Raw genomic sequence first — 26,706 nt, 5'->3', positions numbered from 1 at the left:
GCCGGCTTGCTGGCGATGCTTTTTTACAATCCTTCGTCGAGCACCTTGGCCAGCATGTCGACAAAGAAATCCACGCTGCGGCGGGAAGTGCACATCGGCGGCTTGATCTTGAGGATGTTGAGATAGTCGCCGGTCGGCTGCATGAAGATCCCCAGCTCCCGCAAGCGGTCGCACAGCAGCGCGGTCTCTTCGGTCGCCGGCTCCAGGGTTTCGCGGTTGCGGATCAGTTCCGCGCCGAGGTAGAAGCCCGAGCCGTGCACTGCTCCCACCAGCGGATAACGGTCGACCAGCGCCTCCAGGCGCTCCTTGAAATAACCGCCCACCACCCGGGCGTTTTCCCAGAGCTTTTCCTCGGCCATCACGTCGAGTACGGCGATCCCGATACGACAACTGACCGGGCTGCCGCCGGACGACGAGAAGAAATAGCCCTCGGCCTCCAGCGCCTCGGCAATCTCCCGGCGGGTGATCACCGCGCCCAGCGGCTGGCCGTTGCCCATGCCCTTGGCCATGGTGATGATGTCCGGCACCACGCCCTGCTCCTCGAACCCCCAGAAGAACTTGCCCATGCGCCCATAGCCGACCTGGACTTCATCGGCGATGCACACGCCGCCCTGGGCCCTGACCAGGGCATAGACCTGCTGCAAGTAACCCGGCGGCAACGAGATACCGCCGGCGTTGCCATACACCGGCTCGCAGATAAAGCCCGCCAGTTGGCGATTTTCTTCCGCCAGCCTGGCCAGGTTGTGTTCCACGCTGCGCACGTAGTCCGGCGCGCTGGCGCTGCCGCGGAACGCCCCGCGATACGTGTTCGGCGCGGTCACCGGGTGCACCCAGTCCGGGCGGCTGCTCAGGGCCTTGGGGTTGTCGGCGATGGACGTGGACACCGCATCCGCCGCCACCGACCAGCCGTGGTAAGCCTCCAGCACGCTGAGCATGTCGCGCCCGCCGCTGTAGGCCCAGGCCAGGCGGATCGCCAGGTCGTTGGCCTCGGTGCCGCTGTTGACCAGGAACACCCGATCCATGGAGTCCGGCGCCAGGGCCAGCAGCCGTTCGGAAAACTCGGCCACGGCGGCGTAGTGAAAGCGCGAGTTGGTATTGAGCAGCGACCACTGCCGTGCCGACTCGGCCGCCATGCGCGGATGACCGTGGCCCAGCACCGCGACATTGTTGAGCATGTCCAGGTAGGAGCGGCCCTGCATGTCGATCAGGTGATTGCGCCAGCCGCGCTCGATACGCGGCGGGTCGACGTAGTAGTGTTTTTGGGTACGGGCGAAGCTGGCGGCACGCCGAACCAGCAGGTCTGCCGAGTCCAGTTCCAGCTCGGCATCGCAGGCCAACCCCAGCAAGGTCGCCGGCGACGGGCATAGCGCCTGCCAGGCGGCAGCCCGCGACGATGTGCAGAACAGCGGCGGCGTGAGATCGGCATGGCGGCACAGCTGCACCCGCACAGCGCCGTCGGCCTCGCCCAACACCTGGCCCTTGAGCACGGCGGCGCCGGACGCGAGGGACGTCTTCACCCCCCACAGCCACACGCTCAGTTGCGCACTGGCCAACAGTAAGGCGCCATCGGCCATGATCCGCAGGGTCCCGGCGAAGGGCGACTCCACGGTGGTGCCGCCCGGCACCTGCAAGGCCACGTGCAAGGGAAAGGTATCTGGCTCGGCGGCGCTGTCGGGCCGGGTGCGCGACAAGCGATATTGCCCGTAACGACTGGCCGCCAACCCATGGGCCGCAGCCGCCTCGGCCAGCAGGCGTTCATCGATGCCGCTCTGCTCCCAGTTTCCCGCCTCGAAATGCGGGCTGAGCACGCCCAGGTCGATCAAGGCGAACTCGCGGCCCACCAGCCCGGGCAACAAGGGCGCAAAGCCCTCGCCGGCAACCGGTGACAGGTGCTCTTCGACAGCCGTCAGTATCGCCGCCTCCATCAGCTCGAACGGCACCGAGGTGGCCACCTGGAAAATTTCCCACTCGTGGGCCAGGTTGTCGCGGCTGTAGGCATTGCCCGGGTCGATGCCGACCTGTTGTTCGCCGCTGAGCACCAGCACCGCCGCCCGCGCCACGATCAGCGGCCACAGCGCACGCAGTTCTTCGCGCTGCAACGGGTTGACCGCGTGGTAGGCCTGGACCGCCGGCAGAATCACAAACGGGTCGCCTTCGGCATGGTGCAGCAACGCCGCGCAGGTCACCGACAGGTCGGCAATGCGCCAGGTCCGGACCAGGTCGCCAAAGTCGATCACGCCCTGCAACTGCCAGTGGCGCTGGGCATCGCGCCGCCAGACCACGTTGTCGTCGGTGATATCCAGATGAATGGCCTGCACCGGCAAGGCCTCGACCAGGGGTTGCAGGTGCCGCAGGGCCTGTGCAGCAGAGTCGCGAACCGATGTTTGCCGAACCGGGTCCTTGAGCACCGGCAGCAGATGTTCGATCAGCGCACCGGCATGCCGGGGGTCCCATTGCAGGGTGCGGGTCAGACCCGGGTGCTGGAAGTCGGCCAGGGCCAAATCCATCTCCGCGCACAGTTGCCCCAGGCCCATCACCAGTTCGCGGCCCAGGTGCTTGAGGTGGGTCAGCGACTGGCCTTCGATGTACTCCAGCAAACGCAGGTGCAGGGGCACGCCTTCCAGCACCAGGGACAGCAGGTCCTGGCCGTTGCGCGCGGCAATCACCCGTGGCACCCGCAACCCGGCGTGCTCGCCCAGGTGCGCGAGGCCGGCATGCTGGGCCTGCAGTTCCAGCGTGGCGTAATCGCCATGGCAGATTTTCAGGACAAAACGGCCTTTGTCGCTGTCGACGCGGTAATTGAGGTCCTGCTGGCTGCCCAGGGCCTGCAGCGTTCCAGAGAGGCCGTAATGTTCCTCAAGCAGGTTCAGCGCCTGCTGCACCGAGACATCCGGGCTGGGCAAACTGGCGCGATGAATCAACGTGGTGAGCAACATGTAAGGACTCCCTGAAGTTTTTATTGGCTGCCTATATCGCCATTGGTGCCACCAAGACGCAAGAGTGGCGCTAAAGTCAGCCGTGTGAAAACGGATACATCGCCGTAGCACTTGCACCGCCGAACGCCTGCCCACAAGCTATGCTCCATTCAGCTTGAGTCTGCTTAAGGAAGAAGGCACACCGATATGCGTATTCTAGTCACCGGCGGCGCCGGTTTTATTGGCTCGGCCCTGATCCGGCACCTGATCCGCCACACCGGGCACGAAGTCCTGAACCTGGACAAACTCACCTACGCCGGCAACCTGGAATCACTGACCAGCATCGCCACCGACAGCCGCTATGAATTCGTCCAGGCCGATATCGTCGACCAGGCCACGGTCAGCGCGGTACTGGCGCGTTTCGAGCCCCATGCAATCATGCACCTGGCGGCGGAATCCCATGTCGATCGCTCCATCGACGGCCCGTCGGACTTTATCCAGACCAATATCGTCGGCACCTACAGCCTGTTGGAAGCCGCCCGCGGCTACTGGTCGAAGCTGGCCGAACCCGAGAAAAGCGCGTTCCGCTTCCACCACATTTCCACCGACGAAGTGTATGGCGACCTGCACGGCGTCGATGACCTGTTCACCGAAACCACCCCGTACGCCCCCAGCTCGCCGTATTCCGCGAGCAAGGCGGCGTCCGACCATCTGGTCCGCGCCTGGCACCGCACCTATGGCCTGCCGGTGCTGCTGACCAACTGCTCGAACAACTACGGCCCGTACCACTTCCCGGAAAAGCTGATCCCGCTGGTGATCCTCAACGCCCTGGCCGGCAAGCCGCTGCCGGTGTACGGCGATGGCCTGCAAGTGCGCGACTGGCTGTTCGTCGAAGACCACGCCCGTGCCCTGTTCAAGGTGGTGACCGACGGCGTGGTGGGCGAGACCTACAACATCGGCGGGCATAACGAGCAGAAGAATATCGATGTGGTGCGCGGCATCTGCGGCCTGCTGGAAGAGCTGGCACCGGCGCGTCCAGCCGGCGTGGAAAAATTCACCGACCTGATCACCTTCGTCAAGGATCGTCCGGGCCACGACCTGCGCTACGCCATCGACGCCGGCAAGATCGAGCGAGAGCTGGGCTGGACCCCGGAAGAAACCTTCGAAAGCGGCCTGCGCAAGACCGTGCAATGGTATCTGGAGAACCTGGAATGGTGCCGTCGCGTCCAGGATGGCAGCTATCAAGGAGAGCGCCTGGGCGCGCTCGACCATAAGGAATTGTTGGCATGATGAAAGGTATTGTCCTCGCGGGTGGCTCGGGTACCCGTCTGCACCCGATTACCCTTGGCGTTTCCAAGCAACTGCTGCCGATCTACGACAAGCCGATGATCTACTACCCGATCTCGGTGCTGATGCTCGCCGGTATCCGTGAAATCCTGGTGATCTCCACCCCCCAGGACCTGCCGCAATACCGCAACCTGCTGGGCGACGGCAGCCAGTTCGGGGTGCACTTGAGCTACGCCGAGCAACCGTCTCCGGACGGCCTGGCCCAGGCCTTCCTGATCGGCGAAGACTTTATCGGTGATGATCCGGTGTGCCTGATTCTCGGTGACAACATCTTCCACGGCCAGCATTTCGGCGAGCAGTTGAAGCACGCCGCACGCCGGCCGAGCGGCGCGACGGTCTTCGGCTACTGGGTCAAGGACCCGGAACGCTTCGGCGTCATCGACTTTGACAGCGAAGGTCGCGCCCTCTCCATCGAGGAAAAACCGACCAAGCCGAAATCCAGCTATGCGGTGACCGGTCTGTATTTCTACGACAACTCGGTGATCGAGATTGCCAAGGCGGTCAAGCCTTCGCCCCGTGGCGAGCTGGAAATCACCGACGTCAACAACGCCTACCTCAAGCGCGGCGACCTGCATGTCGAACGCTTCGGACGGGGTTTTGCCTGGCTCGATACCGGGACCCATGACAGCCTGCTGGAAGCCTCGCAGTACGTGCAGACCATCGAGCATCGCCAGGGCCTGAAAGTCGCCTGCCTGGAAGAGATCGCCTACCAGAACGGCTGGATCGACCGTGAGTATCTGCTGGAGCGGGCCAAATACTTCGGCAAGACCGGTTATGGCCAATACCTGTTTACCGTCGCGGGAGAGCATCGATGAAAGCAACGCCAACACGCCTGCCGGGGGTACTGATCCTCGAACCCAAGGTCTTTGGCGACGAGCGCGGTTTTTTCTATGAAAGCTTCAATGCCCGGGCGTTCCAGGACGCCACGGGGCTCGATGTGGCGTTCGTCCAGGACAACCACTCGCGCTCGCAGCAGGGTGTCTTGCGTGGCCTGCACTACCAACTGGAACACACCCAGGGCAAGTTGGTGCGGGTGATTGCCGGTGAAGTGCTGGATGTGGCCGTGGATATTCGCCGTAGCTCGCCCCATTTTGGCCAATGGGCAGCGATGCGCCTGTCCGCCGAAAACAACCGCCAACTGTGGATACCCGAGGGTTTTGCCCACGGTTTCGTGGTCCTCAGCGATTCCGCCGAGTTCCTCTACAAGACCACCGACTATTACACCCCCAGCGCCGAACGCTGCATTCGCTGGGATGATCCAACCCTGGCCATCGACTGGGAATTCGACGGTGTTCCCCAGCTGTCGGCCAAGGACCTGAACGGTAAACTCCTGCACGAGGCCGACCTGTTCGAATGAACACCTCACCCCTGAAAATCCTTATCAGCGGCCAACACGGCCAGGTCTCCCGGGCGCTGCAACAGCGGCTCGCCGACCTGGGCGAGCTGATTGTCCTGGGGAGCGACCAGCTCGACCTGGCGCACCCGGAACAGATTCGTCAACACGTCCGGGCCCAGCGCCCCGACCTGATCATCAACGCGGCGGCCTACACCGCGGTCGACCAGGCCGAAAGCGAAGTGGACCTGGCGTTCGCCATCAACGCCACGGCGCCGGGCGTCTTCGCCCAGGAAGCCGCGGACCTGGGCATCCCGCTGATCCACTACTCCACCGACTACGTGTTCGACGGCAGCAAGGAAACGCCCTATAGCGAAGACGACCCGACCAACCCGTTGAGCGTCTACGGTGACAGCAAGCTGACCGGCGAGCGGGCCATCTCTGCGGCCCACGGCCAGCACCTGATCCTGCGCACCAGTTGGGTCTACTCCAATCACGGGCGCAACTTCCTGCTGACCATGCAACGCCTGTTGCAGGAAAAGCCCGAGTTGCGCATCGTCGCCGACCAGATCGGTGCACCGACCTGGGCCGGCACCATCGCCAACAGCACCCGCGCCCTGATCGAACGCTGGCAGGCCGGCCATGCCGGGGCCTGGGGCACTTACCACCTGACCGCCAACGGCGAAACTTCCTGGTTCGGTTTTGCCCAGGCCATCGGCGAGCAACTGCTGGCCCTGAACAAGCCCTGCGCCTTGCTCGAAGCCATTCCCTCCAGCGCCTACCCGACGCCCGCCCGCCGGCCGTTGAACTCACGCCTGGATTGCAGCCGCCTGTTGCACGAATGGCAGGTTGCCCAACCCGACTGGCACACCGCATTACGCGAGTGTCTTGCGGAGCAGGGCTGAGACATAATGCGTCGGACTCTACCGGCGCATTCTCTTCATGATCACGAGCCCCACCCTTCCCCGCAGACCCCGTTGGCGCAGCCTCGCCCTGCTGTTCCTGTGCCTGGCGCCGCTGTTGTGGCCGCTGGAACACCTGGCCGAGCGTTACTACCGCAACGAACTGGTGAGCCAGAACCGCCAGACCCTCGACCTCTATGTCGCCAACCTGCTGGGCACCCTGCACCGCTATGAGGTCCTGCCGCAGATCCTCGGCGACCTGCCAGCCCTGCGTGATGCCCTCGAGGAGCCGGAGCACGGCCTGCGCCTGAGCAATGCCAACAGCCTGCTGCAAAGCATCTGCGCCCAGAGCGGCGCCGAAGTCATGTACCTGATGGACACCAACGGCAAGACCCTGGCGGCCTCCAACTGGGACAAGCACGACAGTTTCGTCAATCGCAACTTCGCCTTCCGCCCCTACTTCACCGAAGCCATGGCCGGGCGCCTGGGGCGCTTCTTCGGCCTGGGTACCACCTCGGGCAAACGCGGCTACTTCTTTGCCGCGGCCGTGCATGAAGGGCAGAAGATCATCGGGGTGCTGGTGGTCAAGGTCGATCTGGACCGCACCGAAAGCCTCTGGGGCAAGACCCCGGAACAGTTGATGATGACCGACCAGAACGGCGTGGTCATTCTCACCTCGCACTCGGAATGGCGTTTCCGCTCGACCCGCGCGCTCAGCGAACAGGAGCGCGACGCGATCACCGCCGTGCAACCTTATCCGACCCGCAACCCGCAGCCGCTGAACCTCAATCCCGATGCCTGGCTGACCCAGACCCAGCAGATCGAGGAAACCGGCTGGAACGTGAGCATCCTCGCCCCCCGGACCCTGGTCGATCGTCCGGTGCGCACCGTCGTCGCGGTCGGCGGCGCGACCCTGCTGGTGCTGATGCTGCTGCTCGGCCTGATGATGCAGCGGCGTCGCCATTACCTGGAACGGATCGCCTTCGAGGCCAAGGCCCGGCGTGAATTGGAAATGCGTGTCGCCGAACGGACCAGTGACCTGGAAGGCCTCAACCGCCGCCTCAAGCAGGAAGTGCTGGAGCGTGAACACGCCCAGCAGGAGCTGGTGCGCGCTCAGGACGACCTGGTCCAGGCCGGCAAGCTCTCGGCCCTGGGCACCATGTCGGCGAGCATCAGCCACGAACTCAACCAGCCGCTGGCGGCGATCCGCAGCTACGCGGAAAACGCCGAAGTGCTGCTCGACCACCAACGCACCGACGATGCCCGCGGCAACCTCAAGCTGATCAGCGAACTGACCGGACGCATGGCCTCGATCATCGCCCACCTGCGCGCCTTCGCCCGCCGCGACCGGCATGCCCCGGAAAGCGTGGCCCTGCAACCGGCCCTGGACGATGCCCTGGCCTTGCTGGCCAAGCGCCGGCGGGCCATGGAAGTCGAACTGATCCGCGACCTGCCGGCGGCGGCCCTGTGGGTCCAGGCCGGTGAAACCCGCCTGCGCCAGGTGCTCGGCAACCTGCTGGCGAACGCCCTCGATGCGCTGACCGAAAAGGGCCCGCCGCGTAAACTCTGGTTGAGTGCGCAATCCTCCGAACAGGGCGTCAGCCTGACGATTCGCGACAATGGCCCGGGCTTCTGCCTGGAGGCCCTGGACCGCGCCGGCGAGCCGTTCTACACCACCAAGACGCGGACCCAAGGCCTGGGCCTCGGCCTGGCCATCTGCGATTCACTGATGCGTGCCTTCGGCGGCGAGCTGCTGTTTGCCAACCACCGTGAAGGCGGTGCCTTGATCACCCTGCGGATGCGCGCCGGCGCGCCGGGGGTCAGCTTGCAACCACCCGAGGACTCGAGTGTATGAAAATCGACCACCAGATCCAGGTGGTACTGATCGACGACGATCCCCACTTGCGCCAGGCCCTGGGCCAGACCCTGGACCTGGCCGGCCTGAAGATCCTGACCCTGGCCGAAGCCCAGGGCCTGGCGGCGCAGATCGAGCGCGACTGGCCGGGGGTGATCGTCAGCGACATCCGCATGCCGGGCATGGATGGCCTGGAACTGCTCAAGGAACTGCATGACCAGGACCCGGAACTGCCGGTGCTGCTGATCACCGGTCACGGCGACGTGCCCCTGGCCGTGGAGGCCATGCGCGCCGGCGCCTATGACTTCCTCGAGAAGCCTTTCGCCAGCGATGCCCTGCTCGACAGCGTGCGCCGGGCCCTGGCCTGGCGCCGCCTGGTACTGGACAACCGCAGCCTGCGCCTAGCCCTGAGCGACCGTCAGGAACTCAGTGCGCGCCTGGTCGGGCACTCGCCGCTGATGCTGCGTCTGCGCGAACAGATCGGCGCCCTGGCGGCGACCCGCGCCGATGTATTGATCCTCGGTGAAACCGGCGCCGGCAAGGAAGTGGTGGCGCGGGCGCTGCACGACCTGTCGAACCGCCGTAACGGTCCCTTCGTGGCGATCAACGCCGGGGCCCTGGCCGAATCCGTGGTGGAAAGCGAACTGTTCGGCCATGAACCGGGGGCCTTTACCGGGGCGCAGAAACGCCGGATCGGCAAGTTCGAATTCGCCAACGGCGGCACGCTGTTCCTCGACGAAATCGAAAGCATGAGCCTGGATGTGCAGGTCAAGCTGCTACGGCTGTTGCAGGAGCGGGTGGTCGAGCGCCTGGGCGGCAACCAGCAGATTCCCCTGGATATCCGCGTGATCGCCGCCACCAAGGAAGACCTGCGCCAGGCCGCCGACCAGGGACGATTCCGGGCCGACTTGTATTACCGGCTGAACGTCGCGCCGTTGCGGATTCCGCCATTGCGCGAACGAGGTGAAGACGCGCTGATGCTGTTCCAGCACTTTGCCGACGAAGCCAGCACCCGCCACGGCCTGCCGCCCCATACCCTGCAACCGGCGCAGCGCGGCCTGCTGTTGCGGCATGCCTGGCCGGGCAATGTCCGCGAACTGCAAAATGCCGCGGAGCGCTTCGCCCTCGGCCTGGAACTGGCCCTGGACAATACGCCGGAGAGTCTCGATGCGAACATTGCCGGGCATCCGGGCGGCAGCTTGAGCGAGCAGGTGGAGCACTTCGAGAAATCCTTGATCGCAGCCGAGCTGGCGCGCACCCATGGCTCGCTGCGCAGCCTGGCCGAGGCGCTGGGGATTCCGCGCAAGACCCTGCACGACAAGCTGCGCAAACACGGTTTGAGCTTCGACAGCGTCGGCACCGCCGCCAGCGACGAACTCGAATGAATCACCGCCAAGAGGTCAGTGCATGAACCGCGACAGTCGTTACCTGGAATCCGTTCTCCATCACGACATTCCGCTTACCCGCGACATGAAACTGAAGGTCGTGGACTGGCAGGCCGGGCAATTGCGCCTGCACCTGCCGCTGGAACCCAACGTCAACCACAAGAGCACCATGTTCGGCGGCAGCCTCTATTGCGGCGCGGTACTGGCCGGCTGGGGCTGGTTGCACCTGAGCCTGCGCGAAGCCGGCATCGAGGATGGGCATATCGTGATCCAGGAGGGGCAGATCGGTTATCCGTTACCGGTGACCGGGGATGCCCAGGCGATCTGCGACGCGCCGCAAGAGAAGGTCTGGAAGAAATTCCTGGCGACCTACCAGCGTTATGGCCGGGCGCGGCTGACGCTTGAGACGCGGGTGGTGAATGAGGGCAGTGAGGAGGCGGCGGTGCGTTTCAGCGGGCAGTACGTGCTGCACCGCTGACAACACAACCCCATGTAGGAGCCGGCTTGCCGGCGATGGCGTCCGTTTGGGCGGCACAAGACTCAAGGGCCTCATCGCCGGCAAGCCGGCTCCTACAGGGTTCAACGGTGTTTTCAATCACGCAGTAAGCCCGGCAACTGCCCGCGCCATTGCGCATTGGCCGGCAGCGCCAGGAAAAACGGATTGAGCAACGACTCCCGCGGCGGATAGCTGAAGCGCTCGCCGCTCAGTTCCAGCACCTCGCCACCCGCACCTTCCAGTACACCCTGGGCCGCCGCCGTATCCCACTGCGAGGTTGGCGCCAGACGCGGATAAAAGTCCGCCGCCCCTTCGGCCAGCAGGCAGAACTTCAGCGAACTGCCAACATTCGCCAAGGCCAGCTCGCCAAGACTGCTGCTCAACCCCGCCAGCAACTTCTCCTGCTCAGGGCTCGAATGCCGACGACTGGCGACCACGGTAAACGCCTCTCCCGCCGCCGGTACGTCACGCACGCGAATCGGTAGCGGTGCGGCATCAGCGTCCGCACGCCACGCACCCAAATCAGCGCCGCCGAAATAGCAGCGGCCATTGGTCGGCATCGACACCACGCCAAACACCACCCGTCCCTGCTCGATCAACGCGATGTTCACCGTGAACTCTTCGCTGCCGGCGATAAATTCCTTGGTGCCATCCAGCGGGTCCACCAGCCACCAGCGCTGCCAGCCGGCGCGCACCGCCAGGGCAATATCCGCGTCCTCTTCGGACAACACCGGAATGCTCGGGTCCAGTGCCGTCAGGCCGTCGAGGATCAGATGATGGGCGGCAATATCAGCGGCGGTCACCGGCGACGCATCGGCCTTGTCCATGACCTGCACATTCGCCCGCCAGAACGGCAGGATAACCTCACCGGCCCGGCGCGCCAGTTCGATGACCGGGGCCAGGTGCGGGTGCGGCAGATTCGAAAAAAACTCACTCACGATTGAAACACTCCACGCTGGGTCAACAGGTCTCGCACCAGGTACAACGCCGCCAGGGCACGGCCCTCGCTGAACTGCGGGTTCTGCACCAGCGCGGACAATTCACGCAGGTTGACGCGCTCGACCCGCATCGGCTCCGGCTCGTCGCCTTCCAGGCGCTCCTCGTACAGCTCGGTGGCCAGGACCACCTGAATCTTCTGGCTCATATAGCCGGGCGACAAGGACAGCTCGGTCAAATGCTCCAACTGCCGCGCGCCATAACCGGCTTCTTCCTTGAGCTCACGCTCGGCTGCCGCCAGCACGTCCTCACCCGGCTCGATCAGGCCCTTGGGCAAGGACAGCTCGTACTCGTCGGTGCCGCCGCAGTACTCCTCCACCAGCAAGGCATGCTCGGCATCGATCATCGCCACGATCATCACCGCTCCATAACCGGCGCCCCGGCCGACCAGGCGTTCGTAGGTCCGTTCAACACCATTGGAAAAGCGCAGTTGCACTTCTTCGACGCGGAACAAACGGCTGCTGGCGACAATCTCGCGGGCGAGGACGGTGGGTTTCTGGCGCATGGGGCGGCTCCTGGGCGTGAACGGGTTACTATACCGTGGCTTTCCGATTCTCTGTTGCCTCCTGTTTTTTACCGTTCGAGAAGTTTCCCATGCCCTCATTGCCCTGGCGCGACATCGACACCGTTCTGCTGGATATGGACGGCACCCTGCTGGACCTGCACTACGACAACCACTTCTGGATGGAGCACCTGCCCCAGCGGTACGCCGAACTGCATGGCGTCAGCCGGGAACTGGCCGAGCAGGAACTGATGCCCTTGTTCAAGGACAATGCCGGCCAGTTGAAGTGGTACTGCCTGGACTTCTGGAGCTCCGAACTGAAGCTGCCAGTGCGTGAGTTGAAGCTGGAGACGGCGCACCTGATCGCCCTGCGCCCGGATGCCGATACCTTTCTGGCGGCGATCCGCCAGGCCGGCAAACGGGTCATCCTGATCACCAACGCCCACCGCGACTCCTTGTCATTGAAGCTGGAGCGGATCGAGCTGGCGCCCTATTTCGAACGGCTGATCAGTTCCCATGATTACGGTTTTGCCAAGGAAGACCCGCAGTTCTGGGACGCCTTGCAAGCCGATATCGGCTTCGACCCGGCCCGCAGCCTGTTTATCGATGACACCTTGCCGATCCTGCGCAGCGGCCGGCGTTTCGGCGTGGCCCACCTGCTCGCGGTCAGCGAGCCGGACAGCCGCAAAGGGCCGAAGGACACCGAGGAATTCGAAGCCGTGGGTGATTACCGGGCATTGATCGAAGGCCTGGAATAACGCAATTTGAACTTGTGGCGAGCGGGCTTGCCCGCGCTCGGCTGCGAAGCAGTCGTAAAACCATCGTCCCGGCTACACCTGATACACCGCGATTACAGGTTTTGGGGGCGCTTCGCACCCCAGCGCGGGCAAGCCCGCTCGCCACACTCCTCAGTCAGGTTTGAGAGTTTTCTTAACTGACCGGCATTGGCGCAATGCCCTGCGCTAACGCGGAATCTTCAGTTCCTGCCCCGGACGAATATTGTTCGGGTCCGGCACTGTCGCTCGGTTGGCCTCGGCGATTTCCGGCCACCGCCCCGCATCGTGCAATTTCTGCTCGGCAATCATGCTCAGCGTATCGCCCGGCTGCACCGTGTAGGTGTCAAACAGCGGCACCGAAACGAGCGGATCCTCCACCGGCGGAACTTGCCACGGGTTGTCGGGCGGTTTGTCGGCCGTGGGTTGTGGATGCAAGAGGTTCTTCAGCGTATCTAAAAGGCTCATGGCTCTTTCTCCTTGGATGTAAACGCCAAGACGCGAAAGACCTGATCGGTGACGTCCGGCAAGGTTCCGATCCACCAATCAACAAGCATAGTCCAGGCGCGCTAGAATCCACCGCTGTACAGCCCGCGGAGCGACGATGGACATCAAACAGCTGAAATTCCTGATTGCCCTGGACGAGACCCGGCACTTCGGCCAGGCGGCCGCGCGCTGCCATATCACCCAGCCGACGCTGTCCATGCGCCTGCGCAGCCTGGAAGAAGAACTCGAACTGCAACTGGTCAACCGCGGCCAACGCTTCGAAGGTTTCACCGCGCCCGGCGAACGGGTACTCGCCTGGGCCCGCACCGTGCTCGCGGCCTACGACGGCCTGCAGGCCGAAGCCGCGGCCTGTCGCGGCAACCTGGTCGGCACCCTGCGCCTGGGCGTCGTGCCGTTGTCCAGCTTCGATCCGGTACAACTGATGCAACGCCTGCACCGCGAACACCCGAGCCTGCGCTTCGAACTCTCGGCCTGGAGCTCCGAGCAGATCCTCGAACAACTGGCGAGCAACCGCCTGGACCTCGGCGTGTCCTACCTGGAGCGCCTGGACACCGAACGCTTCGAAGCCCTGACCCTCGACGAAACCCCCATGGGCCTGCTCTACGACCAGCGTTTCTTCAGTTTCAGCGAGCAACCCCTGAGCTGGGAGGCGCTGATCGAGCTGCCCCTGGGCATGCTCACCAGCGGCATGCACTTTCGCCAGTCCATCGACCACAACTTCCACAGCCGTGGCCTGACCCCACAACCGTTGCTGCAAACCGATGCCGTTCATCAGTTGCTGCAAGCCGTCCACGGCGGTCTGTGCTGCGCCATCATGCCATTGCACGGTGGCCTTGAAGACCTGACCGAGCATCTGCGCCTGCAACCCATCGCCGAGGCCCGCACCCTGGCCCGCCTCGGCCTGATCATGCGCCGTGGCGCACCGCGCTCGGCGCTGGCGGAAGCCTGCTTCGCCCTGTATCAAAATTGATCAGCCAGGAAGCTTGATCGACGCGCTCTATCGGTAGATCAGTACTAGCGATTAGACGCGACCCTTTGTCGCGCCTAGTCTTGACACTGGATATTCCGCCGGTAAATACCTCATGAACCCCAAGGACCCGGCCTGCGAGCTCCCTGCCGCCTCGACAGCCGTGCCCGCCGCCAGCCAGAGTTATCAGTACAGCAGCCTCGATCACAGCGAAAGCGCTGAGACGGCCCTTGCCGAAGAAGTGGCCCTGGCGATTGCCTACAACGGCATCAACCAGGCGGTCATGCTGGTCACTCCGACAGACCTCGAAGATTTTATCGTCGGCTTCAGCCTCGGCAGCGGCATCATTGCCGACGCCTCTGAAATCTACGACCTGAAGCTCAGCGGCAACGGTTCGGCCCAGTACGCCCAGGTGGAAATCGCCAGTCGTGCGTTCTGGAACCTCAAGCAGCAACGTCGCCAACTGGCCGGTACCAGCGGCTGCGGCCTGTGCGGCGTGGAAGCGCTGGAGCAGGCACTGCCCGAGCTGAGCGTACTGCCCGGCGCGCCCTTGCCGCCGGCAGAATGGCTCGAAGGCCTGCGCCAGCGCATCAGCGCCTTCCAGCCCCTGGGGCAATATTCCGGGGCGGTGCATGCCGCCGTGTTCATGAACGGCCAGGGTGAACTGCTGCTGGGCCGTGAAGACATCGGCCGGCACAACGCCCTGGACAAGCTGATCGGCGCGCTGATCCGACAAAACATCCCGACCGCCGGCGGCCTGGCAATTGTCACCAGCCGTTGCAGTCTCGAATTGATCCAGAAAGTCCTGCGCGCCGGCATCCAGACCCTGGTCAGCCTGTCGTCGCCCACCGGCCTGGCCCTGCAGTGGGCACGCCGGCACAACCTCAATCTCATCCACCTGCCGCAGAAAAATGCGCCGCGGGTCTACAGTCCTGCGATGGAGAAACCCGCGTGAGCAATCATCAACAAGCCGATCAGACACCGACCCCACGCTACAAGCCCTACAAAGGGGCGGCGGGGGGCTGGGGCGCGCTGATCAGCGTGGCCCAGGCCTGGCTGACCAGCGACAACGCGCTGAAGAACCTGCGCATGATGCTCAAGACCAACCAGAACGGCGGCTTCGACTGCCCGGGCTGCGCCTGGGGCGACTCGCCGGAAAGCGGCATGGTCAAGTTCTGCGAGAACGGCGCCAAGGCGGTCAACTGGGAAGCCACCAAACGGCGCGTGGATGCGGCGTTCTTCGCCAAGCACAGCGTCACCTCGCTGTTCGAGCAAAGCGACTATTGGCTCGAATACCAGGGTCGCCTGACCGAACCGATGAGCTACGACCCGCTCACCGATCGCTATAAGCCCATCAGCTGGGAGGCCGCCTATGCCATGGTGGCCAAGCACCTGCTCAACCTGACCAGCCCCGACCAGGCCGAGTTCTACACCTCGGGCCGGGCCAGCAACGAGGCGGCGTACCTCTATCAACTGTTCGTCCGGGCCTTCGGTACCAACAACTTTCCCGACTGCTCGAACATGTGCCACGAGGCCAGCGGCGTCGCCCTGGCCCAGAGTGTCGGGGTCGGCAAAGGCACCGTGACCTTTGACGACTTCGAACACGCCGACGCGATTTTCGTCTGGGGCCAGAACCCCGGCACCAACCACCCACGGATGCTCGAACCGCTGCGTGAAGCGGTGAAACGCGGCGGCCAGGTGGTCTGCATCAACCCGCTCAAGGAGCGCGGCCTGGAACGTTTCCAGCACCCGCAGCACCCGCTGGAAATGCTCACTAACGGCGACAAGCCGACCAACACCGCCTATTTCCGTCCGGCCCTGGGCGGCGACATGGCCGTGCTGCGCGGCATGGCCAAGTTCCTCCTGCAATGGGAACGCGAAGCCCAGGCGGCGGGCGAACCGTTGGTGTTCGACCATGACTTCCTCAACGAACACACCGCCAACGTCCTCGACTACCTGGCCGCCATCGATGACACGTCCTGGGAGCAGATCGTTTCGCAATCGGGGCTGACCCTGGTGGAGATCGAGCAAGCGGCGCGGATGTACGTCAAAGGCAAGAACGTCATCATGTGCTGGGCCATGGGGATCACCCAGCACCGGCACTCGGTACCGACCATCCAGGAAATCGCCAACCTGATGCTGCTGCGCGGCAATGTCGGGCGGCCCGGCGCCGGCCTGTGCCCGGTGCGTGGCCACAGCAACGTGCAAGGCGACCGCACCATGGGCATCAACGAGCGTCCACCGGTGGCCTTCCTCGACGCCCTGGAGCGACGCTTCCAGTTCAAGGTGCCACGCAGCAACGGCCATAACGTGGTCGAAGCCATCCACGCCATGCTCGATGGCCGGGCCAAGGTGTTTATCGGCCTGGGCGGCAACTTTGCCCAGGCGACCCCGGACAGCCCACGGACCTTCGAAGCCCTGCGCAACTGTGAGCTGACCGTGCAGATCAGCACCAAGCTCAACCGCAGCCACCTGACCCATGGCAAGGAAGCGCTGATCCTGCCGTGCCTGGGCCGCACCGACATCGATATCCAGAGCGAAGGCCCGCAGGCGGTTACCGTCGAAGACTCGTTCAGCATGGTCCACGCCTCCAACGGCCAGTTGCAGCCACAGTCGAAACTGATGCGCTCGGAGCCGGCGATCATTGCCGGCATCGCGGCGGCCACCCTCGGCGCCAAGCCGGTGGACTGGAACTGGCTGGTGGCCGACTACGGGCGTATCCGCGACCTGATCGCCGATACCATTCCCGGCTTCAAGGACTTCAACCAGCGCCTTCAACACCCTGGCGGTTTCCACCTGGGCAACTCCGCGGGCATGCGCCGCTGGCACACGCCGTCGGGCCGGGCGAACTTCCGCTCGAACATCCTGCCGGCCGACCTGATCCACGAGCGCATCCATGCCACCGGCAAGGTGCCGCATCTGATCATGCAATCGATGCGTTCCCACGATCAGTACAACACCACCATCTACGGCCTCGACGACCGTTACCGTGGGGTCAAGGGCCAGCGCGACGTGTTGTTCGTCAATGAAGCGGACATCATCCGCCTGGGCTTCAAGCCGGGCCAGAAGGCCGACATCGTCTCGCTCTGGGAAGACGGCCGCGAGCGCCGGGTCAAGGGCTTCACCTTGCTGGCGTTCGATATCCCCGCCGGACAGGCCGCCGCCTACTACCCGGAAGTCAACCCGCTGGTGCCGCTGGAAAGCATCGGCGACGGCAGCCACACCCCGACCTCCAAGTTCGTCGCCATTGTCCTGGAGCCGGCCAGCGAAACCGGGCTGATCCTGGCCAAGGCGAGTTGATCGAGGCCCCGCGACGCGCGCTATAACCCGAGCGTCGGATAGCCGCCCGGACCATAGCAAAAGGCCATTCGACAAACCGATGGCCCTTTACTAAAGTCTGCGGGCGGTGCCCCACATTCACTCAGGCGAATGTGCTGTCTGGCACCCGCCCAGGGATCCTGCCCGCAGGTCGGGCAACGTCCTCTTTAGCACGGATTGCGGAGAGCCTTCATGTCGATCACGCCCGGCCATACCACGCACCATCACGGCGACACCCCCTCCTCCCCCAGCCAAGACAAGCGCATCGTCAGCGCCGCCATCCACCCCGCCATTGGCGTGGCGCGGGTCGGCAACAGCGAGGCGGAATACTTTGTCGGCCCCCAGGTGACCTCCCCGCGCCCCGAACCCCAGGGGTTCTACCGCGATGCCCAGGGCGCGCTGAAGCGCCAGGCCGCCGAGTTCCGGCTGTATGGTTACAACCTGGCCGGAGAAGTGGTCGCTGAACTGACCGTCGAAAACGCCGATATCGTCTGGTCGGCCCATGTCGCCAACAGCAAGGCGCAGTGGTATCAGTGGCAACTGGCAATGGACATCCCCGAAGCCGCCACGGTGGTGCTGCCCCTGCGCAACGCGAAGATCACCGACCCCACGGCCCGCGCGGCCCTGACCATCGACGGCGGCCTGCAAAACATCAGCGGGCCGAACCAGAGCGGTGTCGAATTCAACGGGCAATACGAAGGCACTCCGGTCAATCTCGGCGAACTGCGCACCGATGCCCAGGGCCGCCTGCTGTTCCTCGGCGGACGCGGCGTCTCGGCCTCGCCCAAAGGCACGCCGATCTTCAACCCGCTCGACGGCAACAGCTTCATCAACGCCGACGGCTGGTTCGACGACACCTCCGACGGCCCGGTCAGTGCCCAGGTCAGCATCGGCGGGCGCTCGATCCCGGTGGAGTCGGCCTGGGTCGTCACCGCCCCCCCGAACTACGCACCCCAGGTCAAGGCCGTGCGCACGCTGTACGACCTGACCTACGACCTGTTCATCCAGGCCGGTTGGCTGACGCCGAACACCTCGGTGTCGTTCCGCACCGATGTCTACCCGATCCTGCAACGCCTGTCGGGCCTGCAATGGGTCAACCAGGGCTTCGCCACCCAGTTCGGCCATAACGGCCGCTACAACTTCGAGGACCCGAGCTTTATCGCCCAACTGGCGAGCAAGCCGGCCCCGGGCAACTACGACCTGTTCGCCGAAACCCGTCGGCAGATTCTCAACAGCTTCCGCCAGCCCGATCCGAGCGATGGCAACGTGTTGCCCTGGCCCTGGATCTACGGCGACTTCATGAGCTCGGTGCCGAACCAGAGCCCACGGCAGAATTCGGCGATTACCCAGACCCAGTACCTGGCCCTGAGCAGTTGGGCCGCCGGCAACTTCGAAGCCGACTGGACCCGCGAACCGCCGCCGGGGCACCTCGACTCCGTGCCTTTGGCCGAACAGCCGGCGATGCTCGACCGCGCGGCCCTCGACTTCTGCCTGGCCGACGCCTTCCACCCCGGCTGCGAACTGACCTGGCCGATGCGCCACCTGCCGCTGTACGCCAAGCCCTGGCGCATTCGCCAGCGCGCAGCGGGCAGCCCGCAACCGGACTACGGCGCGACCCTGGATCAGACCCAGGCGCTGGCCGTCGGCGGTCCGCTGTACGGACAAGCCCCCGGCGACCTGAACCGCTGGATGGGTCTGCCCTGGCAAGCCGACACCGCTTATTGCCGGGGCGGTTATGACCAGGCCTACAACCCGTTCACCTCGACGTTCTGGCCGGCCCGCGTGCCCAACCAGGTCCTCAGCGATGCCGATTACGATCTGGTCATTGACCCGGCGGTGGCGCCGGAACAGCGCCGTGACGCCTTTGCCGAACGCAGCAACTGGAACGCGCCGCTGGACATCAACTATCCGAAAAAGACCCCGACCGCAGTACAGATGCAGACCATGGTCGATATCTTCGGCTCCATGGGCCTGCTGGAAGTGCGCCAGGGTGTCCCCGGCAATCCGTTGTACCCCGACACCATGATGGTCGCCAGCTATGGTCCGGCCATTACCCAGGCGCAGACCTTTGCCAGCCCGCAATTGGCGGCCGACTTTGCCGCGGCGGGCAGTCCGCCGAGCGCGGGACCCCGTCCGCCCAAAGGCGCCAACTTCGGCAGCCAGGAAGAAGCATTGCAGGCACCTCGCGGCGTCAACCCCGGGAAACGTCCGATCTAGATGGAGCGCTACGACGTCGCCATCCTCGGTGGCGGCCCGGCTGGCTCGGCGACTGCGATTACCCTCGGTCGCCTGGGCTGGCGCGTGCTGTTGGCCGACTCGACGCCCGCCGGGCGCTTTCGGGTGGGCGAGGGTTTTCCACCTTCGGCACGTTCGCTGCTCAGTGACCTGGGGGTACTCGACAGCTTTCTCGCCTCCAGGCATCGCACCAGCTACGGCAATGTCTCCGTGTGGGGCTCCGACGAGCCCCACACGGACGACTTCATTTTTCATACCCACGGCCAGGGCTTTCAACTGGACCGTGCCGCTTTCGACAACCAGCTGCGCCTGGCGGCTCGGCAGGCCGGGGTCTCGGTTCACACCTCCACGCGAATGAGCCAGACCGCCGACGGGGAAGGTTTTCACCTGCAACTGACGCGCGACGGCCACGAACACCTGGCCCACAGCCGCTGGCTGATCGACGCCGGCGGCCGCCCGGCCGTGCTCGCACGCCAGCAAGGTGCACAGCGCCTGACGGATGATCGGCTGGTGGCGTTCTATCTGTTGCTGCACAGTTCGCAAGGCACCGACCAGGACGGCCGAACCCTGGTCGAGGCGGTCGAGCACGGCTGGTGGTACAGCGTGCTGCTGCCCTCGGGGGAACGGCTGGTGACCTACCTCAGCGATCTCGACCTGCTGGATCGCCAACAGTTGCTGAGCAGCGAAGGCCTCTGGCAACAGCTGGCCCAAACGCGCCTGCTGTGGGGATTGTGCCAAAGCCACGGCTACCGCCCAGGCACCTCGGTCCACGGCATGGACGCTGGCAGCGGGAGGCTTTCAGAGTTTCACGGCGAACGCTGGGTAGCCGTTGGCGATGCCGCGCTGTCCTTCGACCCACTGTCCTCGCAGGGTATCGCCACCGCCCTTTACTGTGGTCAACACTGCGCCCAGGCCGTGCATGCCGCGCTGCAAGGCGATGCGCAAGCATTGCCCGGCTATGCCGATCTGCTGACACGGATCTACGCCGCTTACCTGAACAACCGGCAGCAGTTCTATGGGATGGAAAAGCGTTGGAGCGAATCGGCTTTCTGGAGCCGGCGCTAGGTCCGGAAAAACGCTGTTCGGCGGCGCAGAAGGCACAAAACGGGCGGGTTCAAGGGACGTAGGACCGACTAAATTCGACTAAGTTCCCGTTTAAAAACAGTAAGTTATGATTTTGTATACAATCCGTGTTACTCGTCGGATTACCATTGTAACTATTCCTACACAAGCCTCAGGATCGCGCCGTCATCCCTTGGAGGCTCCTCTCACATGAAGTTCTCGTCGATTCTTTTGTTGTCCCTGAGCCTGGCCAGTGGCCTCGCTTGCGCCGGTGGTACCACCGAAGCCGGTATCGGCGGCGCCTTGGGCGGCGTGCTCGGTTCCGCCGTCGGTCAATCCCTGGGCGGCAACACCGGTTCAACCATCGGTGCGGCCCTGGGCGGTGCCGGTGGTAGCGCGGTTGGCGCCAACAAACACAGCCGTGGCGAAGCCGCCATCGGTGGCGCACTGGGCGCGGCCGGCGGCAACGTGGTCGGGCGCAGCATGGGCGGCAGCAACGGCGCCCTGCTCGGCGCAGCCGCCGGCGGTGGTGCGGGCGGCGCGCTGGGCAACTACATGGGCAACGCCAGCAATCGCGAAGATCGCAGCTACCGGGGCGATCGCCGCGACTACCATCGCAGCCACGGTCATGGCCATCGCAAACATCGCCGGCATTGGGATCACTGACCACCCGGTCAATGCATAACGCCCGTCAACCCGCGTCCGATCATGCAGTTTGCATGGGCTTCAGACCCTCTAAAAAAACCAACCTGTTGATAACGCTGACAATTCAGCGATAAAACGGGTTGGCATGCGCTCTGCTCTGTTCTGAATGAAGGCTGCACGTCTTTCATTCATGGAGCAGAACAACAATGATCGAGCACACTCAATACTCATCTGCCATACGCCACGATGCGTCGACTCACTCAGGGGTTTCCTGGGCGGCGATCTTCGCGGGCGCCGCCGCCGCTGCGGCACTCTCCCTGCTGCTACTCATGCTCGGCGCCGGGTTGGGCTTCTCGACGATGTCACCCTGGGCCGGTGAAGGTCCCAGCGCCAAGGGCCTCGGCGTGTCGGCGATTATCTGGCTGGCCGTGACCCAGATCCTCGCCTCCGGCATGGGCGGCTACCTCGCCGGTCGCCTGCGGGTGAAATGGGCCAACCTGCATGACGACGAAGTCTATTTCCGCGATACCGCCCATGGCCTGCTCGCCTGGGCCGTCGCCACCCTGGTGACGGTGACCCTGGTCGCCGGGTCCGTCAGCGGCTTGGTGAGTGGCGGGGTCAAGGCCGGTGCCGCCACGGCAAGCAGCAGCGCGCTGCAGAGCAAGGCCGCGGACAGTAGCAACTACTACATCGACAAACTCTTTCGTGACGACCGTCCCGTGGCCGTCACTGAAGACGCTGCCCATGGCGTGGTCACGCGCATCTTTGCCCGCAACCTGGGTGTCGGCGCATTAAGCGTCGAAGACCATGCCTACCTGGCGCAACTGGTGACCCAACGCACCGACCTCTCCCAAACCCAGGCGGAGCAGCGGGTCGACCAGGTCTACGGCGAAGCCCGCCAGGACCTCGACGCCACCACCAACAAAGCCCGACAGGCAGCCGACAGCGCGGCGAAAGTGGCTGCCTGGTCGACCCTGTGGCTCTTTATCGCCCTGCTGATCGGCGCCTTCTTTGCCAGCCTGGCCGCCACCTTCGGCGGACGCCAGCGCGATGGCGTGCACTCCGTGGAAAGCGCCGACTACCCGACCCACGCCACCACGCTGAGCTAACCCAAGGAGAACAAAAATGCGCTCACTACTGCTGTTTTTTCTAGGCGTACCGATCCCTGTGATCATCCTGATTGCACTGTTCGTACACTGACGCGGCACGTTATAAGGCGGCCACCTAAGCCGCCTGCAACAGGCCATTTTGTAAGAACTGGCTTGCCAGCGATGACTGCCGGAAGAGCAACGCAAGGCTCAAGGCCTTATCGCCAGCAAGCTGGCTCCTACAAGGTTCGTGGCGTTCTCAAGACGTTACATTCCATTACATCTTTTCTGTTACCAAACCTTAAGCCTAATTCCTAGAAGCCGCCGATTAGAGCCTTTGCACCATTCCCTCAGCAGCCAGCGCCGTTGCTGAATGACGGTTCAGACAACTCACCCGGCCGGCCGTTTGAAACCCCGGCCGCGTCCCCGAAAACCGGGCCTTTCGTCCTACAGGATTAAGGGTTATCCCGATATTGATATCAATATGCTACCGATATGATCCGCCGTCCTTGAGCTATGCAATGGAAGCAGGAGATGCGGATCTACTTTGGAGTTTGGCTAGGCATCGGGCTCAGTACCCTCGGGTTGTTCTTCAATCAGTCCCTTCTTATCGGCACCGGCCTGCTCATAGTCGCGGTGGCCTCCCTGGCCTTGCGCGCCACCCAGCTGTCGACACCGGCCACCCTCCCCGCCCTTACGCCAGTACCCGATACTGACGAGACCGACCTCGACCTGCATACCTTGCTGCCCGCAGTCGCCCCGGCCTGGAGCGCTGGCATCGGCCAGAGCCGCGATCTGCTGCAAGCCAATATCAGTGAGCTGTTCCAGCGTTTTGCCAGCATCGCCACACGCCTGGAAGGCGGCCTGCACAACTCCGAAAATATCCTCGGCAGTGGCGGTGTCGGCGAAAGCCTGCGCGACGCCAACCAGCGCCTGCATGAAGTGACGCAATCCTTCGAAGCCAGCAGCCAGCGCCAGCACGATCTGCTGGACACCATCAGTCACTTGGGCGACTACGCCAGCCAGTTGCAGCACATGGCCAAGCGGGTCCAGGAAATCGCCAGCCAGACCAACCTGCTGGCCCTCAACGCCGCCATTGAGGCGGCCCGTGCCGGCGAGTACGGGCGGGGCTTTTCAGTGGTCGCCGACGAAGTCCGCAAACTCTCCACCCTGTCCGCCGAAACCGGCCAGGGCATGGACGCCAAGGTCGGCGAAATCAACCTGGCGATCCAGACCACCATCGCCGAAGCGGCGGAACTGGGCACCAGCGAACAGGCCAACCTGGACTTCCTCAACCGCTCGGTGACCCAGGTCATGGCCCGCCTGGGAGACAACCTCAACGAACTGACCGACGCCTCCCGCGCCCTGCAGCAGGATGCCCGTGCGACCCAAGCCGACATCCAGGCAATCATGGTCAACCTGCAATTCCAGGATCGCACCGACCAGATGCTCGATCACGTGCAGATCGACCTCGCCCACCTGCTCGACGCCATTGCCCGCCAGGACAGCAGCCTCAAGGATCCGGCGGCCTGGCTCGAACGCCAGCGCCAGCGCTTCACCACCGATGAAGAACGCCATGGCCAGGCGCAGATGAGCGCCAGCAGCGAAGTGACCTTTTTCTAGTATTTCCGCCTTCCCCCTTTGCAAGAGTGATGAACATGGCCAAGACCATCCTGATCGTCGACGACTCCCTGTCCATGCGCCAACTGGTGAAGATGAGCCTGACCGCTGCCGGTCACCAGGTCATCGAGGCCTGCGACGGCCGCGATGCACTGAGCAAGCTCAACGGCCAGAAGATCAACCTGATCATCAGCGACGTGAACATGCCCAACCTCGACGGCATCGGCCTGGTGAAAGAGGTCAAGGCGCGCAACGAATACCGCTTCACGCCGATCATCATGCTCACCACCGAGAGCGAGCAATCGAAGAAAGCCGAGGGCCAGGCCGCCGGGGCCAGGGCCTGGATCGTCAAACCGTTCCAGCCCCAGCAACTGCTGGCGGCCGTGGAAAAACTACTGGGATGACCACGCCATGTTTTCGCTGACACCCGCCAGGGATGACACCCCCGCGCAACTGCACCTGACGGGCGACCTGACCCTCTACGAGGTCAGCATGGCCCGCGACCAACTGCTCGGCCTGCTGCCACTGCCGGCAGGCCCCTGGCAGCTGGACCTGGGCGACCTGAACGAGCTGGACAGCGCCGGGGCGCAATTGCTCCTGGCCATCCAGCGGGCGTTGTCGTCCATCGACCAGCCGACCACGGTGTCGCGGGTCTCGCCCCCGGTGCACGAACTGCTGACCCTGCTGAACCTGGAATCGCTGTACCCCGCCGTCCCCAACGAGGATTGACCGATGCTCAGTGGCGAACAATGGAACCAGCTCCTGCTGGGCTTTCTCAGTGAAGGCCGCGACCTGCTCAAGGAGGCCGAGGACAGTCTGCTGCGCCTGGAGGCCAGCCCTGACGACCAGGACGCGGTCAACCAGTTGTTCCGCGCCGTGCACACCCTCAAGGGCTCCGCCGGAATCTTCTCGCTGACGCCGCTGGTCAACCTCACCCACCATCTGGAAAGCCTGCTGATGTCGGTGCGCGACGGCCAGCGCGTGCTCACCCCGGCCCTGACCTCACTGATGCTCAACTGCATGGACGAACTGAGCGCGATGATCGAGCGGGTCGATCCCGACAGCGGCCTGCTGGACGCCGACGAAGCCCGCCAGGCACCCTTGCTCGCCGCGCTGTTCGAAGCCCAGGGGCACATCGCCGAACAGGTACCGGAACCCGAGACGGTCACCACGACACCCGCCGAGCTCCAACTCGTCACCTGGCAGATCTCGATTCGCTTTTCCGAAGAGCTGTTTCGCAACGGTTTCGACCCGGCCGCCTTCCTGCGCTACCTCAAGCGCCTGGGCGAAATCGTCAACCTGAAGACCCTCAGCAAAGCCCTGCCGGCGCTACAACAACTCGATCCGGAAACCTGTCACCTGGGCTTCGAATTCAGCCTGCGCACCGCCGCGAGCCAAAGTGAAATCGAAGACGTGTTCGAGTTTATCCAGGACTTCTGCACCCTGCGCCTGGTCCCGGAAGATCATCTGCCCGTGCCGGTGGCGGAAACGCTGCTGGAGGTGCTGACCACGCTCGAACCTGCTCCGCAAAGGACCCCGGTCAGCCGCGACCGCCGCACACTGGACACCAGCCTGGTCAAGGTGGCCGCGCACAAACTCGACGAGTTGATCAACCTGGTCGGCGAGCTGGTGATCAGCACCGCCGGGGCCCAGATGCACGCCCGGCGCAACGGTGACAGCGGCTGCCTGGAAAGCATCCAGGCGGTGCACCAGCACGTCGAGCAGATCCGCGAAACCGCCTTGAAGCTGCGCATGGTGGAAGTCGGCGAAACCTTCAACCGTTTCCATCGGGTGGTCCGTGATGTCAGCCAGGAGCTGGGCAAGCAGATCCAGCTGAGCCTGCGCGGCGGCGAAACCGAACTGGATAAATCGGTGATCGACAAGATCGCCGACCCGCTGACCCATCTGGTGCGCAACGCCATCGACCATGGCATCGAGTCCGCCGCCGAACGCCTGGCCGTGGGCAAACCCGCCGAGGGCAACCTGAGCCTCAATGCCTACCATGACTCCGGCATGATCGTGCTGGAAGTGCAGGACGACGGCCGCGGCCTGAACACCGCACGCATCCTCGAAAAGGCCATCGACAAAGGCCTGGTCGATCCGGATGCGCAACTGGCCGATGCGGACATCCACGGGCTGATTTTCGAAGCTGGTTTTTCCACCGCCGAACAGGTTTCCAACCTCTCCGGACGGGGCGTCGGCATGGACGTGGTGCGTAGCGCCATCGACCAACTGCGCGGCGTTATCGAGATCGATTCCCTGGCCGGCCAGGGCTGCACCTTCCGCATCCGCCTGCCGCTGACGCTGGCGATCATCGACGGCTTCCAGGTCAGCGTCGGCCAGGACAGTTTTGTCATTCCCCTGGACATGGTCACCGAGTGCATGGAGGCCAGCCCCGAGCAGCTCGGCCAGGGCTACCTCAACCTGCGGGGCAAGCCGCTGCCGTGCATCGCCCTGGACAGCCATTTCGGCCTGACGCCGAGCAGCGCGCGGCGCCGCAACATCGTCGTGGTCAGCCATGGCCGCCAGCAGGCCGGCCTGATCGTCGACCAGTTGCTCGGCGAATTGCAGACCGTGATCAAGCCCCTCGGCCAGATGTTCCAACACCTGCGCGGCATCAGCGGCTCGACCATTCTCGGCTCCGGCCAGGTCGCGCTGATCCTCGATATCGCCAGCCTGTTCCGCCATTTGCAGAGCGCCGCCGAGCCCACCTCGCCGTCCGCGCTCCATACCCCTTTGCCCAGCCTTTCAGGAGATTGA

General features: G+C 64.2%; 23 protein-coding genes. 19 read left to right on the top strand and 4 right to left on the bottom strand.

The window, feature by feature from the left end:
* Positions 1–23: 23 nt before the first annotated feature.
* The gene (locus tag HX866_RS27870; protein ID WP_177140864.1) at positions 24–2,936 is read right to left on the bottom strand and encodes an aminotransferase; all 2,913 of its coding nucleotides are present in this window, start codon (positions 2,934–2,936) and stop codon (positions 24–26) included.
* Between the two features lie 186 nt (positions 2,937–3,122).
* On the opposite strand from HX866_RS27870, the gene rfbB reads away from it, so the two are divergent.
* Genes rfbB through HX866_RS27835 form a run of 7 tightly spaced genes read left to right on the top strand, consistent with a single transcriptional unit; the run spans position 3,123 to position 10,215 of the window.
* A complete protein-coding gene (gene rfbB / locus HX866_RS27865; protein ID WP_177090994.1) occupies positions 3,123–4,205 on the top strand; it encodes a dTDP-glucose 4,6-dehydratase in 1,083 nt (360 codons plus the stop codon).
* Positions 4,202–5,077 carry a glucose-1-phosphate thymidylyltransferase RfbA gene (gene rfbA / locus HX866_RS27860; protein ID WP_177090996.1) on the top strand — a complete coding sequence of 292 codons (876 nt, stop codon included), beginning with the start codon at positions 4,202–4,204 and terminating at the stop codon, positions 5,075–5,077. Before rfbB ends, rfbA begins: the two co-directional genes overlap by 4 nt.
* The gene (rfbC, locus tag HX866_RS27855) at positions 5,074–5,619 is read left to right on the top strand and encodes a dTDP-4-dehydrorhamnose 3,5-epimerase (protein ID WP_177090998.1); all 546 of its coding nucleotides are present in this window, start codon (positions 5,074–5,076) and stop codon (positions 5,617–5,619) included. The genes rfbA and rfbC overlap by 4 nt, the downstream gene beginning before the upstream one ends.
* Entirely contained in the window at positions 5,616–6,500 is an 885-nt protein-coding gene (rfbD, locus tag HX866_RS27850; protein WP_177140863.1) for a dTDP-4-dehydrorhamnose reductase, read from the top strand. Before rfbC ends, rfbD begins: the two co-directional genes overlap by 4 nt.
* A 37-nt stretch (positions 6,501–6,537) precedes the next feature.
* A complete protein-coding gene (locus tag HX866_RS27845) occupies positions 6,538–8,352 on the top strand; it encodes a sensor histidine kinase (protein ID WP_177091002.1) in 1,815 nt (604 codons plus the stop codon).
* Entirely contained in the window at positions 8,349–9,737 is a 1,389-nt protein-coding gene (locus HX866_RS27840; RefSeq protein WP_177091004.1) for a sigma-54-dependent transcriptional regulator, read from the top strand. The genes HX866_RS27845 and HX866_RS27840 overlap by 4 nt, the downstream gene beginning before the upstream one ends.
* Positions 9,738–9,759: 22 nt before the next feature.
* The gene (locus HX866_RS27835; RefSeq protein ID WP_177103133.1) at positions 9,760–10,215 is read left to right on the top strand and encodes a YiiD C-terminal domain-containing protein; all 456 of its coding nucleotides are present in this window, start codon (positions 9,760–9,762) and stop codon (positions 10,213–10,215) included.
* 113 nt (positions 10,216–10,328) lie between these two features.
* Here the strand turns inward: HX866_RS27835 and cysQ are convergent, their stop codons facing one another.
* A complete protein-coding gene (gene cysQ / locus HX866_RS27830) occupies positions 10,329–11,171 on the bottom strand; it encodes a 3'(2'),5'-bisphosphate nucleotidase CysQ (RefSeq protein WP_177140862.1) in 843 nt (280 codons plus the stop codon).
* Positions 11,168–11,734 carry an ADP compounds hydrolase NudE gene (gene nudE, locus HX866_RS27825; protein WP_100944033.1) on the bottom strand — a complete coding sequence of 189 codons (567 nt, stop codon included), beginning with the start codon at positions 11,732–11,734 and terminating at the stop codon, positions 11,168–11,170. Before nudE ends, cysQ begins: the two co-directional genes overlap by 4 nt.
* An 89-nt stretch (positions 11,735–11,823) precedes the next feature.
* Here nudE and yrfG point away from each other — a divergent pair, with 89 nt between their 5' ends.
* Positions 11,824–12,489 carry a GMP/IMP nucleotidase gene (gene yrfG, locus HX866_RS27820; RefSeq protein WP_177140861.1) on the top strand — a complete coding sequence of 222 codons (666 nt, stop codon included), beginning with the start codon at positions 11,824–11,826 and terminating at the stop codon, positions 12,487–12,489.
* A 204-nt stretch (positions 12,490–12,693) separates the two neighbouring features.
* Here the strand turns inward: yrfG and HX866_RS27815 are convergent, their stop codons facing one another.
* Positions 12,694–12,972 carry a LysM peptidoglycan-binding domain-containing protein gene (locus HX866_RS27815; protein WP_177140860.1) on the bottom strand — a complete coding sequence of 93 codons (279 nt, stop codon included), beginning with the start codon at positions 12,970–12,972 and terminating at the stop codon, positions 12,694–12,696.
* Between the two features lie 136 nt (positions 12,973–13,108).
* Between HX866_RS27815 and HX866_RS27810 the strand changes: the two genes are divergently transcribed.
* The 11 genes from HX866_RS27810 (at position 13,109) to HX866_RS27760 (ending at position 26,706) form a co-directional block, all read left to right on the top strand.
* Positions 13,109–13,981, top strand: a complete 873-nt coding sequence (locus tag HX866_RS27810) for a LysR family transcriptional regulator (RefSeq protein WP_177091014.1) — start codon at positions 13,109–13,111, stop codon at positions 13,979–13,981.
* 112 nt (positions 13,982–14,093) lie between these two features.
* Positions 14,094–14,933, top strand: a complete 840-nt coding sequence (fdhD, locus tag HX866_RS27805) for a formate dehydrogenase accessory sulfurtransferase FdhD (RefSeq protein ID WP_177091016.1) — start codon at positions 14,094–14,096, stop codon at positions 14,931–14,933.
* A complete protein-coding gene (locus HX866_RS27800; RefSeq protein ID WP_177140859.1) occupies positions 14,930–17,278 on the top strand; it encodes an FdhF/YdeP family oxidoreductase in 2,349 nt (782 codons plus the stop codon). The genes fdhD and HX866_RS27800 overlap by 4 nt, the downstream gene beginning before the upstream one ends.
* A gap of 210 nt (positions 17,279–17,488) precedes the next feature.
* The gene (locus HX866_RS27795; protein WP_177140858.1) at positions 17,489–19,513 is read left to right on the top strand and encodes a LodA/GoxA family CTQ-dependent oxidase; all 2,025 of its coding nucleotides are present in this window, start codon (positions 17,489–17,491) and stop codon (positions 19,511–19,513) included.
* Entirely contained in the window at positions 19,514–20,596 is a 1,083-nt protein-coding gene (locus tag HX866_RS27790) for a tryptophan 7-halogenase (protein WP_177140857.1), read from the top strand.
* Positions 20,597–20,803: 207 nt separating this feature from the next.
* Positions 20,804–21,259, top strand: a complete 456-nt coding sequence (locus HX866_RS27785) for a glycine zipper domain-containing protein (RefSeq protein ID WP_177103139.1) — start codon at positions 20,804–20,806, stop codon at positions 21,257–21,259.
* A 185-nt stretch (positions 21,260–21,444) separates the two neighbouring features.
* The gene (locus tag HX866_RS27780) at positions 21,445–22,347 is read left to right on the top strand and encodes a hypothetical protein (protein WP_177140856.1); all 903 of its coding nucleotides are present in this window, start codon (positions 21,445–21,447) and stop codon (positions 22,345–22,347) included.
* Positions 22,348–22,842: 495 nt separating this feature from the next.
* Positions 22,843–23,949, top strand: coding sequence for a methyl-accepting chemotaxis protein (locus tag HX866_RS27775; protein ID WP_371319293.1), 1,107 nt, complete (start codon positions 22,843–22,845; stop codon positions 23,947–23,949).
* Between the two features lie 35 nt (positions 23,950–23,984).
* Complete coding sequence (locus tag HX866_RS27770; protein WP_177091030.1) at positions 23,985–24,350, top strand: response regulator; 366 nt, start codon at positions 23,985–23,987, stop codon at positions 24,348–24,350.
* Positions 24,351–24,357: 7 nt separating this feature from the next.
* Positions 24,358–24,675, top strand: a complete 318-nt coding sequence (locus tag HX866_RS27765; RefSeq protein ID WP_177140854.1) for an STAS domain-containing protein — start codon at positions 24,358–24,360, stop codon at positions 24,673–24,675.
* Between the two features lie 3 nt (positions 24,676–24,678).
* Positions 24,679–26,706, top strand: a complete 2,028-nt coding sequence (locus tag HX866_RS27760) for a chemotaxis protein CheA (protein ID WP_177140853.1) — start codon at positions 24,679–24,681, stop codon at positions 26,704–26,706.

The sequence above is a fragment of the Pseudomonas gingeri genome, assembly GCF_013386165.1.
GTDB classification, from domain to species: Bacteria; Pseudomonadota; Gammaproteobacteria; order Pseudomonadales; family Pseudomonadaceae; genus Aquipseudomonas; species Aquipseudomonas gingeri_C.
The sequence above is the reverse complement of the archived record's forward strand: the minus strand, read 5'-3'. Positions and strand labels throughout refer to the sequence as shown.